Origin of the sequence: Nocardia wallacei (assembly GCF_029868745.1) — a bacterium.
Classification (GTDB): Bacteria; Actinomycetota; Actinomycetes; order Mycobacteriales; family Mycobacteriaceae; genus Nocardia; species Nocardia wallacei_B.
This window is the reverse complement of record NZ_JARWOP010000105.1, coordinates 1-15,661: the sequence shown is the minus strand read 5'-3', so window position 1 is coordinate 15,661 and position 15,661 is coordinate 1. Positions and strand designations below refer to the sequence as shown.

The window sequence follows — 15,661 nt, the reverse complement described above, 5'->3', positions numbered from 1 at the left end:
ACCGACCGGTCATTCCCACCCGAGGTCGCGTCCGTCCTCGTGTGGCTGCGCGCACCTGGTTCCAATCCGCGGCCGGTGTCCTCGGCATGTCTGCCGACAGGCACCTCTGGCGGGGTGAAGCGGGCGCTCCCGTCGACCACCGCCGGTGGTGGTGCATCGGATCGTGCGCGTGCACCGGCATGGGCGGCCATCGCTCCGCCGACCGCGCCGTTGAGCAACTCCGCGACCATCTGATCGGCATGTTGCGGCCAGCCGGTGATCAACGCCGCCGCGCCCAGGCCCGACACCGCACCTGCGGTCCCGTGGACCAATCCCAGCAGCAACGGCCTGGACTCCATCCGAGGAAAGACCCTGGAGACGATCCGGCCCGCCACCAGACCACCGACCGCACCACCGGCACCCCCTGCACCCATTGCGGCGATCGAGGTCAGGTCCATGCCGTTCGGATTCTCACCGTTTTCACCGATCAGCGACATTTCGCGGTGTCCCCGCGCCCACTGCAGCAGTTGCACGCCGCCGTCGACGGCCGCAGGGAGCGCGGCCGATTTCCCCACGACGGCAGCGAGTTGCAACGGTCCCAGCCCCGTGATCCTGGCCACGGCGTTCGCCGCGTGCTGCGCGAAACCTTGCTTCAGGCCCGTACGCATCATTTCGGCCTCAGCGCGGCCCTTGACCAGCATGGATTCCACGGTCGACGCGGCTGCGACCTGCCCGACGGGACCGGCCGCCGCTGCCACCGCCAGTGTCCGGTAGATCTGCCACGCCAGCTGGATGCCGAACGCGAACATCACGCACAGCGTCTTCTCCGCCTCGTTGGCCGCCCCGTCCGCCTGATCGGCCAGGATCAGCGCCTCGTCGTGCAGCCTGACCGCGCCCTTGTCGTGCAGGCGCAGCATCTCGCGCGCCTGGTCACCGAAAGCGCCTATCGAATCATGCTGTGCCAGGAGGGCTCTCGCGTCCTCGGCACGACCGCTCAGAGCTGCGGCCTGCTCCCGGAACTGTGCGGCCAGCCACCGCATACGAGACACATCGGCCCGCGGCAAGTCCCCACCGAACACCACCATTTCGATCGGGCGCCGCACGAATTCGGGCAAGCACTCGAACAACTCCCGCGCCTGCACCGCCGGATTCGACGACAACAACTCAGTCACCGCCGCGCCCCTGCGGTAAGGACACCGCGTCCATCAACGCCTCGTACACCACCCTCGCTTGAACACTCGCCGACCCACCGTGCAGTACGACATCGGCGAACGCACGGCCCAAGGCCCGACGGACGTCGAAACCATTCACGTCGCCGGTGTCGCCGGTCAGCTCGGCACGCCAGCGCCGGTATCCGCGAACGACCTCACCGAGCGTCGTGTACCGCCCCGCTATCGAGCGCAAGTATTCGGCGATCAAAATCCGCTGCACGCTCCGCCCGACAACACCACCACCGGCCGAGTCGAGCGCTGAGGCGAATTCGCGCACCGTCGCCGCATAGATCGGCAGATCCGCTGGTGGCCAGTCGTCCCGTTCGACATCGAGTCCGGACGTCGCAGCGACGGTGCGCCTGGGTTCGCGGGCCACCCCCTCGTCCAGCGTGATCGACCGCACGGCGGGCGACCGACCGGCGCCCGGCCGGCGCTCCCATCGCGCGATGGCCCCGTCGCCGCCGAGGTCTGCGACCGCGACAAGGTCGACGACGATGGCCGGGTAGTCGGTGAGAACACGATCGACAGCCGCCACGAACTCACGCACGGCCGACTCGTCCAAACCGGGGAGATCGAACCCGGACACCTCGACACCGTGCCGATCGGTCAAGGTCCGCGCCAGCCACCCGAGCACCGCCGACCCACCATGCCTGCCGACCGGCCTCTCTGCGCGCCGGTCGCGACCGGGCCGACCCTGTTCTCCCTTCCCCGGTGTCAGCGGGGCGTTGGACGCAGGGCCCGGGGGGCGACTGTCACTTCCCGCGGGCCCGCTGATCGGGGTGCTCGGCGGGGTGGTCCAGGGTGTGAGCTTCCGTCCCGCACTGACCGCACGATCGGAATCTTTGGCGGGCACACCGTCTCGCGTACGCCGGGAGTTCTTTTCCGCGAGCGGAGGCGGTACCGCGGAGGCCGAGCCGCGAGGTTCCCCGGCTCGTCCAGCGCCGTCGCGTCGGCTCGCGGCCCCGGAGATCGGCTGTGCGGGCTCGGGGACGTGCCGAGCAGCGGGCTGTCCTCCCAACTCTTCCGGTGCCGCCGGCTCTCGGGACGGCTGCTCGGCACCGGCTCCCTGGACAGCAGGTTGAGTGAGCGGCGTACCGGAAGAGCCCGCGACCCCACCGGTTGCGATGTCCGGCGGTGCCGACTGGGAGGGCGTGGAAGCCGGCGTCGCCGAAGGCGACACGTGGGTGTGGGGACTCTGAGACAACGGGACATGTGTCGGCTGCGGTGTGCTCACTGCGGGGCTCAGGTCCCTGTGGATCGGCTCGTCAGTGTTTCGGACTATCCGGTCGGCGCTGCTCTGGTCTGCGTTTCGGAAGTTGTGGGTAGCTTCGATAAAACCCTGGGCGGTGTCCCGTAGGCTCTCCTGCATCGCCTGAATGTTTGCCAGCAGCTGAGCGGCGTTCGGTTCGAAATTCGCCGCGAACGCAGCGCCGAGGTCGTCATCACCCCAGCACCCTTCGGCCTGGGTGAGGTCGTCCCGCAAGCTGGCGTGGATATCGCCGATCAGGTCACCGAGAGCGGCCAGCAACCCGCCCTGCTGCCGAATACGGTCGGGATCGACCTGGAATTCGCCGTCTACCATTGCGCCGCTTTTCGATCAGAATCGGTCGTCGCGGCGAAGCCAGAACCGTTGCTCGAAACCAGCCGAGTATTCCGAGGTCGAGACCGACTCGGTCGACTGCTCCACCACACCGTCATCGGCGACATAGAACACCGCACGATCCACAGCGAACCCGTCGTCGCGCACCGGCGAATGCACCATCCACCCGACACCGAGCCGGTCGGCCGTCAACGTCGACAGCGGGAATTCCGTCGTGTCGAAGCCTTCGCGACGAATGTGATCCCGCACCACAGCGATCGCGTCCACCTCGGGGAGGAAACCACTGTCGACCCCCACCAAGCCTGCGATGACGAACTGGAAGAACGCCGCATCGAGGTCGATCCCGTCACCGTCACCGAAGACGCTGCCTATCTGCTGGCGAGTCACCGCGCCTGCCCGCGCTGCGGAGATCAACAGCTCGGTCGACTCCGGCGCAGCACTCACCGGGTCGGCGAGAACGCCTACCATGGCCTCTACCGTCCAGCCGCGGGCATCGCCCACGCGCACTCGGTCATCGGCGCCGACTCGCCTCGGAACCACTGCTCTCCGTCCCACCAGTAACAAAACGACAGCGAGCCAGTGGCCACCCGTGCGTTGAGTACCGGATCCGCTACCCAATACGATGCGCCCGCAAAGAGTTTCGGCATCGCGGCGCCGTCGTTGTAAGCAGCCTTCAGAGTCGGCGCGTTGCACACACCACCCGACAGCACCGCCTGCCCGCGGGGCAACAGCGCCAGTGTGGAACCACTGCGGCCCATACCTTCGAACACCCCCACCGACGGGCACACCCGCGGCCCCCACTTCGACCCCACCGCCACAAAAGCCGCCGACAACACCGCCCACCGCGCCCACAGCTCCCTCAACTCCAACAGCTCACCAGTGACCGGCACCCCCGCACACCCGCAGCCCTGTCCGCTCGCGCGTCGACGGCAGCGCGCCGGGGCGGCCGCGACAAGGAGTTCTCGGGTCTGATGTACGCCGCCAACCACACTGGAAGCTGGCTCCGTGGGTAGCTTTCCAAGTCAGCGCGATATGCGTCAGGGGTGAACAGCTGCTCGCTCGGGAACGGCTCCTCGTCACGATCACACACCACCTCGACGCCAGCCTCATCCACCCGCACCAGCAGTCGCCGCCACGGGCCCTCCTCGGACCGGGCCGAAAACTCACGATGCCGACGCCCCGCATTCCACACTTTGCGCGGGACCTGGCACCGAACCAGCCTCGTCGATTCGGCGACAGCCCACATCCGCAACGTCACGACCCGCTCTCCCAGCCCGAAAGTCCACGGTATGAGGATGAGGCTCGCCATTTCGCACAGCCGGAACCGCCAGCAACGAACGACACCCACCACACTCCGAACAATCCGACCCCCAGCCCTCGCCAGACCCAGCTCTCTCGTTTGGATCATGGCGGAACCCACCGCCGCTGCGTAAGACGAAAATCGCCAGTTATCGCCCAGCTCGCCGGATAGATCTCCGGTCGCCAGTTCGACAGTGGCCCGAGAGCGGGCCGTACAGGCCTCTTCGCGCCGTCGAGACCGCTCACGGCGTCACAGCCGGACCCGGGAAACGATCTCGTATTGCCCGCCCACAGGCCAGGCAGGCAGCGCCCCGATCGGCGAAATTCCCACAGCTCAGGCAATGCCTGACACACGGACGCTCCTATCGGCAGTAGCAGTAGTAGCCGCCATATCGGTCCGACTTCCAAATGGGCGTCATACCAAAGGCTTTCGCCCTGACACAGCGTGCTTGCTCCTCACACTTGCGACGCTCCTGGCCGCCGGTAAAGGCCACGGACCGCCGCTCGATACGAGAGAATCGAATTCCGTGTGGATTTCAAGGGCCGCGGTCGCGGGCACTGCGGAGCCTCTGCCCTCCACCAGTTTACGCAAATCGGCGAAATCGCCAGTCTGGCGGCGAGATGGTGCGCCTCCGACCGCCACGAACCGGTCCGCATCGATACGGTGCCGACGCCCGCACATACCACCACTGGCGAATTCACCGATATGGGCATTGCGCGGCCGGTGATAGCCTCCGAATGCTCCTGCCCGTACACGAGGCAAGGAGAAAGAGTATGCCAACCGAATCGGCGGGAATCGACCGATATCCGGGTATCGGAAATGAGATGTACGGGTAATGTCGTTGTGGGATACCGATCCGCTCCGCGCCATCGAGCAGGCCATCGCCCACGACGGTCATATCTTCACCGTGCACCGTCCCGGTAAACCGCCGCGGGTGCACGTGAGCAGCCCGCTGTCCCTGCGGGAAGTGTTTCTCGAACTCGACGGCGAGCTGCGGGCGTGTGGGTCGCGCCTGCTCGCGCCCTTGGTCGGTGAACAGTCGCTCGGGTCGTTGAACGGCTCGCGGCACAAAAGCGTACGTAGAGCACTCGGACCAAGCCTGCACGGCGCCGCGCTGCGCCGACACCGCGACGACATCAGCGCCATAGCGCGCGAAGAAATCCGGCGCGTCGCGCCGGGGACCGCGCTGGCCCTGTCGGCGATCGCATCGGCGATCACCACGCGAGTGCTGCTTCTCTACTGCTTCGGCGTGCTGCCCGACGACCGGGCCGCGGAACTGTCGGCAGCGTTCGACGACGCCTTCGGCGCCCTGCACGCGGAATCGACGGACCCACATCGATTCGGTGTCGCCCGCCGCAGGCTGGACGCCGCGGTGGCGGCGGAGATCCGCCACGCAGCACATTCCGTCGACGGCGAGGACTGCGCACTCGGCCGGCTACTGAACGCGAAGGCTATAGCGGGCAGCGAATCGTGCCATCGCGTCGTGCGTGACCAGCTCGTTACCCTGCTGGTCGCCGGGCGGGAATCCACGCCCAACGCGATCGTGCACGCGGTGTACCAGGCCTACAGCTCTCCCGCGGTGCGACAGGCACTGACCGACGAATTGACTGACAGCGCGGCCGATATCGAGTCCCTCCGCTACCTGGACGCGTTCCACAACGAGGTCTTACGTGTCGCGTCCGTGGTACCGACCGGCATCACACGACGATGCGTCGGCAACTTCGTTTCACAGGGACGAGAATTCCTCTGCGGTGTGGAGGTCGTGCCCGGTATCCACGGTGTGCATCGCAGAGCGGAACTCTACCCGGATCCCGAACGGTTCGATCCCGACAGGTTTCTGCGGCGGAAATTCTCTGCCACCGAATTCCTGCCGTACGGCCTCGGCGCTCGCCGATGTCTCGGTGCCGCCCTGGCCACTTTGGAGATCAAGAGCGTCCTGGCAGCAATCCTCACCGACCCGACTGTCGAGGTACGTATCAACCGCCACGACCGAACGGCGCCACAGCGGCCCGGGCCGGTCGTCGCGGCGCCCGGCGGTGTCGAACTCGCCAGGACCGGGCAGCGATGATCGCCATCGACTGGGCGCGACTTATCGCCACCGAGTTTCCCAGCGCCGACGCCTATGCCTCGCCGACCCAGCACGCCCGCTTCGACCTCTACACCCGAGTCCTCGCCGATACCGGCGCCTGGAGTGCCCGCCACGGGCTGGAATCGCTGTGGCCCAGCCCGACATTGTCGTTCCACGCGTATCTCGACGCGAGTTCTTACCATGCCGCGTGCCGCACGCTGGATCCGCGGCATCACGTGCACGCCGCAGTGCTCTCCCGGTACATCATGTGGCTGTCGGCCGTCGATGTCTTGTTCGACGACATCCTGCTATCCCGGTTGACGGCTTCGGGCTGGTCACCGGAACAGCAAGAGGCATACCTGCACGCGGTGTTGTGGGAAATCGCCGCGCCACTGCGGGAGCGCTACGACGGCTCGACCGCACAGATCAGCAGGCTACTCGGCGTGCGCCCGCCGGGCGACGTCCGCACCACCGAGGACGACCGCCGGCAGCTGCGGCGGCTGGTCGGGTGCCTGGAGGATCTCTTGCGCGGATTACCTTCCCAGACAACCGATTCCGGACGACAGCTGCTGGTCACAGAGCTGGCGAACGCGTTGGGCGCGCAGCGCGGAGAACTCGAGTTCGCACTCGCGTTCGGCCGCACGGGCACCGTGCCGGACCTGGACAGTTACCTGGCCTCGAGCTGGAACTACATTCGAACGCTGCTGGCACCGTCGTTCGCGGTTGTCCCCGGCATCGACGAGGCCGGCTCTTTCACGGCGTGGCTACCGGCCGCTACCGCGTGCGGCAGGGCGGCACGAATCGCCAACGACAATGGGACCTTCATTCGCGAACAGGAGGAGGGCAAGCCCAGTTCGATGACCATCACGCTGGCCTCGCTGGGTTATCCCGTCGACGTGCGCTACACCCGCGACAGCCCGGCTTTCCGCCATGCCCTGCAGGTGCAGCGCGAACTACTCGACCGAGAAATCACCGCCTTTCTCCACACCCTGGACGAAACGCGGCCACTCACGTCCCCGCCGGTGCAGCAGAACCATTTCATGCTCGTCGTATCAGGTTTCTACCTCGCCGCCTACGAACACGGCGATTTCGACCTCGGCACCGATCGCGACGCGGACGCCACCGAAGGTCTGGTCTCATGACTCCGGCCGACAACGGCAATGCCGACACCGCGCTGCGGATCCTGGGGGACAGCTTGGCCGATCCGAACGGATCGATCACACCCGCGATCTACGACACCGCGCACGCAGCACTCTTGGCCGAGGAAATTCGCCCGCCGGGCGGTATCGAGTTCATGCTCGCCGCGCAAAATCCCGATGGCAGTTGGGGGAGCTCCGCGGCTCCCGTCGCATACCGGGTAGTGCCGACTCTCGCGGCGACGACGGCATTGCTGACTATCGCCCGACGTCGGCCCGGCCCCGCGGTGCGACGTGCCGCGGTCGACGGCGTCCAGTTCCTGATCGGCAGTCGCTGCCTGGAACAGCCATCGTCGCTGCCCGACACCGTAGCGATCGAGACCATCGTGCCGGCCCAGTTGGCACTGCTCGCCGAGCTGCTTTCCACGCCAGGCGCCGACACGACGAGGGGCACGCCTGCCGCGCTGGGACGCGCCGTTGCGGGGTGCGCGACGTGGACCTCCGGGTTACACCGACTCCGTACTGCCGCGCGTTCGGGATCTCCGCTGCCACCGCACATCGAGCACACGATGGAGGTCCTCGGGCCGACATTGGCAGCGAGCATCAGCAGGCACAGCGAGGACGGTCCAGTGGCTTGTTCTCCCGCCGCGACAGCGGCAGTGCTGGCCGGAACAACTCTGAAATTACCCGCGGCGCAACGCTATCTGCGCGATCTGGCGCTGTGGCACGGCGGTGGCCTGCCGAACCTGTCCCCGATTGTGAACTTCGAACGGGTATGGATAGCCGCACAACTGACCACAGCCGGAATCGCGCTACCCCGGGCGCTACGAACCGCGATCGCCGCGCTCGGCCACGGCTTGTCGCGCAACGGTGGTTTGGGGATGGCCCCGGGCTTCCCGCCCGATTGTGATATCACTGCCACTACCGTGACCGTGTTGCGCCGCTGCGGATTCGACACCGACGCCCAGATACTGAGCCGGTACGAATCCGACTCGGCTTGCTTCACCTACTATGCCGGCGAGCGACACCCCTCCCCCACGGTAAATGCGCACGTCCTCGACGCTCTCGGCGATCTGAGCGATTCCCCGGTGACGCGGCGCATCGCCGACAAGTCCGTCGCATTCCTGATCGACAGCCACGACGACTCGGGTTCCTGGACCGACAAATGGCACGCATCGCCGTACTATTCGGCGTCGCGCTGCGCGCCCGCGTTGGCCCGCCGCGCCGAAGACGCGGCCGGACACGTCATCGACCGCACCGTGCGCTGGGTACTGGACACTCAACACCCGGATGGCTCCTGGGGCGTGTGGGCGGGAACCATGGAGGAAACCGCCTACGCCATCCAGACCCTGATCTGGGCCGCAAAGGATCTCCCAGCCCGCGACCGGGCGATCCGCACCGGCACTCGGTATCTGCGCGACCGTCTGCACGACCTGCAGGGTTCCGGCGACTCATCTCACCCGCCACTGTGGCACGGCAAAGAACTGTTCACCCCACACCGAATCGTGAACGCGACAATCCACGCCACCCTCCACTCCGCGGCCCGCTGGAGCAACTATCCATCCAGTGCCCCGTCCAGGTAGGCCGCGTTGTTGGCGGTGTTCCACGACACCGCCAGTCCTTCGGCGACCGGGCCATGCTCAGGTGCTGACAGACAAGGGCTTCCCGTGCCCAGCGCGACACCAAGCGAAGGTAGCGTCAGGCAGGTCTGGATTTGCTCATCGATTCGGGAGTCGTTGGAGCAGCCGATGTCTCGTGGAATTCGGGAGTCATTGCGTTCGACTGATGTGGTCCCAATGGATCTGCTGGGCTATGAATGGACCTGTCTGCGAACTTGCCGCGAGCGAGGTGAGCGCGAGGGAGTTGCCGTCGGGAAGGCCAGCGTAGTACAGCCCGGGTATCGATCCCACAATCCCTTTGTCTGCTATGGGATGCCATTCTTCGTCTAATGCGTTTGCCGGGAGGATTCGGTAGTCGGGACCGAATCCGGTGCACCAGATGATGGTTCCGACTCCGTGTGCTACCAGGTCGAACTCCGGGCCGAAGTTCTTCACACGGTCCGTGTTCACACGTGGCGGCGGCGACTGAACGGGTGCGACGAAGCCTCGCTGGCCTATACCAGCGTCGATCTTGTCGAGGATGCGTTGGAACGAGCGGGCTGATTGTTCGGCGATCTCGACGACGTTGTCGGCAAGGCCGAGTATGTGGCCGTGTGCTGCCCGTATCGAGCCGATCAGGGTGGCGCCTTTGTCGGCCAGGGTGCCTAGGTTCAGTTCGCTGCCGTTGAGGCCGTTGACGGGAAGGCCCGGCAGCCGGGCGGGGTCACGTCCTTCGGCCAGCTCCGGCTCCGGCGTGACGAAGTCGTCGAACAGGGAGAATACGCGGATCCATTCGTGGATGTCGTGGCCTCGGTAGAAACCTGGCCAGGCACGGTGCCGACCCACCGCCACGAAGACGTCGCGTCCGGCGTCGACCAATTCGTCTGCGATCTGCTGACCGCTGATGCCTGCTCCCACCACGAGTACTGATCCGTCGGGGAGGGTTCGGGGGTTGCGATAGTAGCGTGAGTGCAGTTGATGGACCGACGGGTCGATCGTGGAGGCCAGGTCAGGGATACGCGGGCGGGCGTAGCCGCCGGTCGCGGCGACGACGTTGCGCGACTCGATAATCGAGCCGCCGTCCACGTGGGTCCTGAACCTGACCGGCTCGCCGTCCCAGGTCGGGGCGGGCGCTTCGACGAGATGTACCGGGGTGTGCTGCAGCACCCGTAGATCGCGCGTCGCGACGTAACGGCGCAAATAATCAGCGACCTGCGGGCCCGACGGCAATCCGAGAGGGTCGTCGCCGTCGTAGTCCCAGCCCGGGAGCCGGATCGATTGGTTCCCGCTTCCCACACGCAGGCTGTCCCACCGTTCGTGAGCCCACGCCTGCCCGATATCGGCTCGCTCCACCACGACGGCGTCACAGCCCCATTGCTGAAGAGCACCAGCAACACCGCAACCCTGGTGACCAGCGCCAATAATCACGGTCTCTACGTACTCAGCATCCATGGTGTCCAAGTCCTCCTCCAACAGCCTCGAGTTAGTTAGGGTGTCCTAACCACAGCATTTGAAGTCGGGTTCAGATCAAGGCAGCACAACAGAACGGCAGGTGACATGGACCACACATTCGACACAACGGTGACGAACCGAATCGGCCCGTACGTCACCATCGGCGCGGCGGCCCGCCGTTTCGGCCTCGCTGAGTCGACTCTGCGATATTGGGAACGGCGGGGGCTGCTGAGACCAGCGGCGCGCAGATCGCGGTGGCGCCAGTACGGGCCAGATGAGCTGCACCGCATCGGGCTAATCCAGATGTGGCGGGAAACGGGTCTGATGAGCCTCGACGAGATCGCTCACATCCTCACCGATCACAGTCATAACTGGCGCAGTGCGGTGGTCGAGCGGGTCCGCGCGATCGAGTCGCAGCAGGATCGTTTGGTGCTGGCCAGAAAGCATCTCGAGCATTTGCTGTTGTGCCCGGATGAAAACCCCGCGGAAAACTGCCCCTACCTACGCGAGATGACGACCAACACGGAATCCACTGCATAAGACTCATCGACACATTGGATCGCGCCTCTTCCTTCACAGCAGGACGCCGCGATCCCTGGCCTCCAGGGCAAGTGCACGGCGGCCGACTCGCAAATCAACGACACCGACATGCCGACCTCCCCACATGCTCAACTGCGAAGAGCCGGTTTTGCTCGTGCGGGTCAGCTGGCAATGCCGGCTGTTCATCGTCGATGACGCACTGCGTACAGAGAGTCGATCAGCACCCCCAAATCCACTGGCATCCCCGCCGCATTCGCCGCGTAGCGACCTGGATCGTTGAAGTAGGCGTTTCCCCAGTTTCCGCACGTGTCGGCAGTCAACAAACGTTCCATCGGGTAGAGACCCAGTATCGGCGCCGATGGGGCTCGGAGGCCGGCCTGACGTATTCGGTCCAGGAACCGATGGACGCCGTGGAGGATTCGCCATTCGCTGTAGTTGTCGAATTGTATGACCAGATCTGCAGGACCGGTTTCACTGCGAGTAGACGAGCGCAGCACGTCGAGGACGTAGCTGGACCGGGACAGTTCGGTCATCGACTTCGGTCGGTCGAGCGTCATCATGGTTTGCCACCACGAATCGTCGGATTCGCTGACAGCCTGCAGAAGCGCATCGATATCCGGGATCTCGTGGCAGGTGACGAGATCGCGGACTGTCGTCCGGAGCATGTCGAGCGCGTTCGATTGCACGAGTGCGAAGTCGACACGCTCCCGGCGCAGTTCACGCCGCAACTGCTCGCTGTAGTGTTCGACGACCTGATGATGCCTACGATCGACGGCATCGAACCAGCGCAGCAACAGGGATGTATCGATGAGGTCCTGCGCATAGGCGGTGAGGAGATAGAAGTAGTACTGCACCTGCGGTATGTTGACCGTTACCGTCACGGTAGCGTCCGGTTGCGCCAACGCGACGGTCCGGGCCAGCGAGCGACTCAACCTGATAGCGGATTCACGCTCATAAGTCGATAAATCGTCATCCACGTACAGGTCTATTAGCGCACGGGTTGGCCCCTTGCTTCGTGGTCCCAGCATATTCACCCGGTCACCGCGATCATCGATGAACCAGCATCCCTGGCTGCCGAACAGGCAGATTCCTGTGACCACCGATATCCGGCTGCGGCCCTCCGTGAACCCGGCAGCCCCATTCCTGACTCCGCGAACATGTAGAAATTGAATTCCATCGTCAGCGACGATCCCGGTGAACGGTACCGGTTGCCCCTTGCCGATATCGAGCAGGAGGCAGCAATCGGACGCAATGCGCCCGGCCGCGCCGAGAATACGGTCTAGATGTAGCGCCGCCTCCACGGCACGGCGGACCGCTCGGCTACCGACCGGTGCCGCGCGACTATCGACACGGTGGAGCGTTATGCCGGGTATCGCAGAACTGGTGCAACCGTCATCCCACGGCAGCACATGGAGTTCGACCCGCGGAAGATCCGCTGACTGCGCACTCGCTCGCAGGGTAGCGATATTGACAGCGGGTTTCGCGGTTGCTTCCTCCGACAACGTTAGATTCCTCCGAACGACCGTCGCCGGTGCCGCAGACAGTCCCGAAGTGGAGAATAGTTGGATAAGCCAGAGCGCCGTATCCGCCGAATCGCCAGTTTGAGACCGACCGATCGGCATCCTTCGGCCTTTGTCACCTCGCACAGTCGCTGCCTCGGCCCGCACCCCGGGCAACCGCGATCGGCTCCAGAGCGTGTTCCGCGGTGGCGTCAGAGGAGCCACTCAGCAAGACGGCAGCGCTCCGCTCCTCATGCATCCAACCGACGTCGATCTGACTGGCGCGGATCTGTCCCACGCGAACTTGTCCCAGGCAGACCTGTCTGGCGCAAATCTCACCGACGCGGATCTGACCGGCACCAACCTAGCCAGAGCGCGCTTGTTTCGCGCGGACTTGTCCAGAGCGAACCTCGTCAAAGGTGAAGCTGGCCATGGTGAGTTACGACGGCTCCACCCGGTGGCCAGTGGGGCTCGTGCCACCTCCTCAGCAGTGAGCGATCGGACCACGAGCGCGGCACGGTCGGGATCATGGCGTGACATCGAATTCGACCACATCCGGTGAGCTACTGCACCGTTCGAGCCAACACGCTCCGGTGCCGCTCTGTCGACTATCCGCCATGGAGAATTTCATGACCGACGAACAATTCTGCGACATGGTCGCCGCACACCCGGTCGCCCTGCCCACCGTGCAAGCGGTCACACTCGGCGGCTCCCGCGCCATCGGCACCCACACCCCCGACAGCGACTGGGATTTCGCCATCTACTACCGCGGCCGCTTCTCTCCGGTGGGCATTTCTTCCTTGATCGGTCGGGGGTCAATGGAAGCTGGCGCGGAACGATTTCAGTCCTTGCAGGCAGTTGTTGTGCAGGGGCCGGGGGTCGGAGACGGAGATACGGCCGACTCGCGGGACCATCGCGTGGAGCAGGGTCTGCATTTCGAGCTTGGCCAGTTGCATGCCGACACAGGTGTGTATGCCGTGCCCCCAGCCCAGATTGCTGCCGCGGCGGTTCAGGCAGAACTGGTCGGGCCGGTCGAAGTGGCGCTCGTCGCTGTTGGCCGCGGCGTAGACCAGGGCTACGCGCTCACCGGCCCGCAATGCGATCTCGCCGATCGTGGTGTCGACGGCGACGGTCCGGGTGAAGGCGCGCACCGGGGAGGCCAGCCGCACCGCCTCGGTCACCGCTCGGGGGATCAGAGCGGGATCGACGCGGATCTGTTCCCATACGCCGGGTTGGGTACCCAGGCTCCACAACAGTTGCCCGGTCGCCAGGATGGTGGTGTCCAGACTCGGCGCGACGAAGTCGATGATCATGTTCTTGGCTTCGAGCCGGCTGATCCGGCCGCGGTCTGCGGCGTCGAAGACACTGGCGGCCCATCCGTGCGGTGTGACGTGTTTCCTGCGCAGCCGCAGGGTGTAGAGGTAAAGCCCCAGGGCACCGGTGGCGGCCGTGACCGCGCGCGGGTTCGTCGGTCCCAGCCCGTCGAAGGTGGCGCGGCCCCATGTCAGCATCTTCGCCGCGCTCACCTGGACCCCGACGAGATCGGCGACCACTCGGACTGGAAGTCGTGTCGCGAAATCCGCGATCCCGTCGAAGGATTGCCGTTGGCGCAGCCGCGCAACGGTAGCGCCGGCTTCCTGCTCCATCGCCGGCAGGGCGGGGCGGATCGCCCGTGCGGCCAGTGACTGCATGAGGATCGCGCGACGGTCGGTGTGGGCTCGGTCGTCGCTGGCCAGGGTGGTGTAGTGGCCCAACGTGTTGGCGATCGGGTTGGCGGCCACGCCTTTCCCGCTGCGGAAGGTGTGATCGTCGCGCAACGCCGCGCGGACATCGTCGAATCTGCCCATGGCCCAGAGTCGGTGGCGCGGCAGCCACACCAACGGCCCGGCGTCGCGGATACGCCGGTAGACCGACCGCGGGTCGGTGACGGTCTGCCTACCGTAGAGATCGACGTCGACGACGGGCGCGCCACGGTATGTCGAGGACCGCGACACGCGGGTGCGCAGTCCGCTCATCGGATTCACTGTCATCACTGCCCTCCTAGACCACTGAGGAAATATTCAGCAATGACGAGAGTGTCCGTCAATGACATTCAGAGCTGGAATGCACTCAGAGTTGACGAGACAGCCGGGAGAACACGACCGTGGGGAGCTGGACCAGGGATGTCAGCGCGCGACACGCACTGCCGAACACAGGCCAGGAGGCAGAGCCGGCTCAGCGTCCGGCGGTCGCCCGGAATCTCGGCAGGGCAGCGACCGCCTGAGCGAGGAGGTCATCGACTGCTTCGCCATCGATGGCGTCGGCCGACTCGACAGTGATCCGCCGGACGAATTTCGCGGTGGACTTGTCGAAGACGTGTCGGTGGTCCTCGAGCAGGGCGCCGAAATGAAACGCCACACCGACACGTTTCGCGGTCGCCGCCACGGCGCAGATCCAGTGGTCGAAGTCGTTGTCTACAGCGAAAGTCAGCTGCCGCCAACGGATCCCGGCGTCGAACCGGCGATGCGCGGTAATGATCGCGACAGCACGTTCAGCTACCGGCCGCGTCCGCGGGGACAGGCCATCGAGGTAGGTCTTGATCGGGTCCTGATCCATCATCGGCCACGATAACGCGGCCCACCGACACCTAGTGATGCCCTTCCCGGGCGAGGTGCTGGGGCACCGGCGGTCCGAACAAGGTGCGCGGTGACAACAGCGTGGGGGTGGAACGATGGCAGGGGTGACGGAACCGTACGCACACGGACTGCTCGATGTGAGAACGGCAACCACATCTATTGGGAGGCGTGCGGCAATCCGGACGGCAAACCGCTGGTGCTGCTCCACGGCGGTCCCGGCCAGGGCTGCAACGACCACATGCGCGATGGCTACGACCGGGTCTGGTCAACCGTGACTTCTCCGCGGACGTCCCGGACCGGTTGTGGGTGGCGGACGCGACGCGGATCCCGACCGGCGAGGGCGTGTTCTGGCTGGCGGCGGTCCGTGACGCGTTCTCCAACCGGATCGTGGCTGGAAATGCTCGGACCGCTGTGACACCGAGCTGGTATTGGGGCGCTCGAGTATGCGGTGTGGTGCGGGACGTGCGTGCCGGGCAGCTGGTCCATCACTCCGACCACGGCTCGACCTACACGGCTATTCGTTTCGCGAACCGGTTGGCCGACAACGGGATTGCGCAGTCGATGGGCTCGGTCGGAGACAGCTACGACAATGCGCTCATGGAGAATTTCTTCTCTACGTTGAAGACCGAGCTGGTGTACCGGAACTCTTGGCGCACAAGGGAA

General features: G+C 65.5%; 12 protein-coding genes and 1 pseudogene. 7 read left to right on the top strand and 6 right to left on the bottom strand.

Annotation, left to right across the window (positions count from 1 at the left end):
* Positions 1-1,143 precede the first annotated feature (1,143 nt).
* Positions 1,144-1,824, bottom strand: a complete 681-nt coding sequence (locus tag QH470_RS08055; RefSeq protein WP_280271642.1) for a hypothetical protein — start codon at positions 1,822-1,824, stop codon at positions 1,144-1,146.
* Positions 1,825-2,787: 963 nt separating this feature from the next.
* Positions 2,788-3,483 carry a hypothetical protein gene (locus QH470_RS08050; RefSeq protein WP_280271641.1) on the bottom strand — a complete coding sequence of 232 codons (696 nt, stop codon included), beginning with the start codon at positions 3,481-3,483 and terminating at the stop codon, positions 2,788-2,790.
* 1,442 nt (positions 3,484-4,925) lie between these two features.
* On the opposite strand from QH470_RS08050, the gene QH470_RS08045 reads away from it, so the two are divergent.
* The 3 genes from QH470_RS08045 to QH470_RS08035 are packed head-to-tail and all read left to right on the top strand — an operon-like array spanning position 4,926 to position 8,877.
* Positions 4,926-6,158 carry a cytochrome P450 gene (locus QH470_RS08045; RefSeq protein ID WP_280271640.1) on the top strand — a complete coding sequence of 411 codons (1,233 nt, stop codon included), beginning with the start codon at positions 4,926-4,928 and terminating at the stop codon, positions 6,156-6,158.
* Entirely contained in the window at positions 6,155-7,300 is a 1,146-nt protein-coding gene (locus QH470_RS08040; RefSeq protein WP_280271639.1) for a hypothetical protein, read from the top strand. The genes QH470_RS08045 and QH470_RS08040 overlap by 4 nt, the downstream gene beginning before the upstream one ends.
* Positions 7,297-8,877, top strand: a complete 1,581-nt coding sequence (locus QH470_RS08035) for a prenyltransferase/squalene oxidase repeat-containing protein (RefSeq protein ID WP_280271638.1) — start codon at positions 7,297-7,299, stop codon at positions 8,875-8,877. Before QH470_RS08040 ends, QH470_RS08035 begins: the two co-directional genes overlap by 4 nt.
* A 186-nt stretch (positions 8,878-9,063) precedes the next feature.
* Here the strand turns inward: QH470_RS08035 and QH470_RS08030 are convergent, their stop codons facing one another.
* A complete protein-coding gene (locus QH470_RS08030) occupies positions 9,064-10,344 on the bottom strand; it encodes a flavin-containing monooxygenase (protein ID WP_280271644.1) in 1,281 nt (426 codons plus the stop codon).
* Between the two features lie 105 nt (positions 10,345-10,449).
* Here QH470_RS08030 and QH470_RS08025 point away from each other — a divergent pair, with 105 nt between their 5' ends.
* A complete protein-coding gene (locus tag QH470_RS08025) occupies positions 10,450-10,884 on the top strand; it encodes a MerR family transcriptional regulator (RefSeq protein ID WP_280271637.1) in 435 nt (144 codons plus the stop codon).
* A gap of 182 nt (positions 10,885-11,066) precedes the next feature.
* Here the strand turns inward: QH470_RS08025 and QH470_RS08020 are convergent, their stop codons facing one another.
* Positions 11,067-12,386 carry a hypothetical protein gene (locus QH470_RS08020; protein WP_280271635.1) on the bottom strand — a complete coding sequence of 440 codons (1,320 nt, stop codon included), beginning with the start codon at positions 12,384-12,386 and terminating at the stop codon, positions 11,067-11,069.
* Between the two features lie 250 nt (positions 12,387-12,636).
* On the opposite strand from QH470_RS08020, the gene QH470_RS08015 reads away from it, so the two are divergent.
* Positions 12,637-12,945 (top strand): pentapeptide repeat-containing protein, encoded by a 309-nt coding sequence (locus QH470_RS08015; protein WP_280271634.1) that lies wholly within the window; start codon positions 12,637-12,639, stop codon positions 12,943-12,945.
* 55 nt (positions 12,946-13,000) lie between these two features.
* A pseudogene (locus QH470_RS08010) lies at positions 13,001-13,153 on the top strand (nucleotidyltransferase domain-containing protein); the annotation flags it as partial.
* 45 nt (positions 13,154-13,198) lie between these two features.
* Here the strand turns inward: QH470_RS08010 and QH470_RS08005 are convergent.
* Both QH470_RS08005 and QH470_RS08000 read right to left on the bottom strand, forming a co-directional pair.
* On the bottom strand, positions 13,199-14,413 hold the full coding sequence (locus tag QH470_RS08005; protein ID WP_280271633.1) for a cytochrome P450: 1,215 nt from the start codon (positions 14,411-14,413) through the stop codon (positions 13,199-13,201).
* 184 nt (positions 14,414-14,597) lie between these two features.
* On the bottom strand, positions 14,598-14,981 hold the full coding sequence (locus QH470_RS08000; protein ID WP_280271632.1) for a DUF1801 domain-containing protein: 384 nt from the start codon (positions 14,979-14,981) through the stop codon (positions 14,598-14,600).
* A gap of 185 nt (positions 14,982-15,166) precedes the next feature.
* Here QH470_RS08000 and QH470_RS07995 point away from each other — a divergent pair.
* The coding region (locus QH470_RS07995) for a DDE-type integrase/transposase/recombinase (RefSeq protein WP_280271631.1) at positions 15,167-15,661 on the top strand (495 nt) is incomplete at its 3' end.